A 967-nucleotide genomic window follows, 5' to 3' on the forward strand; every position below is an offset into this window, starting at 1 on the left:
TTCAAAGTCAGCTCCGATAAAGTTGATCGTGTAGTTGTCTCCGGCGCTTAAGGTGCCTTGCGTGATCGCATACATACCTACCTCTTCACCTGCTGCTCTGCTTAGGGATCCAGCGAAGACTTCCATGCCCTCTCCATCCGCCAGTCCTTCGGCAGTATAGGTCAGGGTTGGGTCGGCTTCTCCGGCTATCTTGCTCTGTCCAGCATCAGCAGTCACCGTGATCTCCTTGGCAGTGATCGTCAGATCCGCTGTCAATTCCAAGGTCGTATAATTCGATCCTGTGATCGTCGCTGTCACTTCCTGGCTTCCCACATCTGTTCTGCCATTGTTTGTATAAGCTACCGATGTTCCAGATGGAAGCGTTCCTGTGATGGATAGACTCTTCTCGGTGCCATCGTACTCGAATGTTCCGTCTGCAAAGAGGATGGCTCCTATCTCTGCAGGTATGATTGTCAGGTCTGCTGTCAATACCAAGGTATTGAAATTGGAACCTGTGATCGTCGCTGTCACTTCCTGGCTTCCCACATCTGTTCTGCCATTGTTCGTATAAGCTACTGCCGTTCCTGCCGGTAGCGTTCCTGTGATGGCTAGGCTCTTTTCAGTACCGTCAAACACGAATATTCCGTCTGCAAAGGTGATGGCTCCTATCTCTGCAGGTATGATTGTCAGGTCTGCTGTCAATACCAAGGTATTGAAATTGGAACCTGTGATCGTCGCTGTCACTTCCTGGCTTCCCACATCCGTTCTGCCGTTGTTGCTGTAAGCTATCGAAGTACCTACTGGAAGCGTTCCTGTGATGGCTAGGCTCTTTTCAGTACCGTCAAACACGAATATTCCGTCTGCAAAGGTGATTCCCGTGATTGTGGCTTTGGTGATCGTGAAGTTGGCTCCGGTATAATTGATCGCATAGTTCATACCCGCATCCAGGCTTCCCAAGTTGATCGCGTAGCTTCCCACATTTTCACCT

General features: G+C 50.1%; 1 protein-coding gene. It reads right to left on the minus strand.

Going from position 1 to position 967, the window contains the following annotated elements; all coding sequences use genetic code 11:
- A partial coding sequence (locus O0V13_RS21460; RefSeq protein WP_268037066.1) for an MBG domain-containing protein occupies positions 1–967 on the minus strand: 967 nt, incomplete at both ends.

The organism is Algoriphagus sp. PAP.12, from assembly GCF_026652115.1.
Classification (GTDB): Bacteria; Bacteroidota; Bacteroidia; order Cytophagales; family Cyclobacteriaceae; genus Algoriphagus.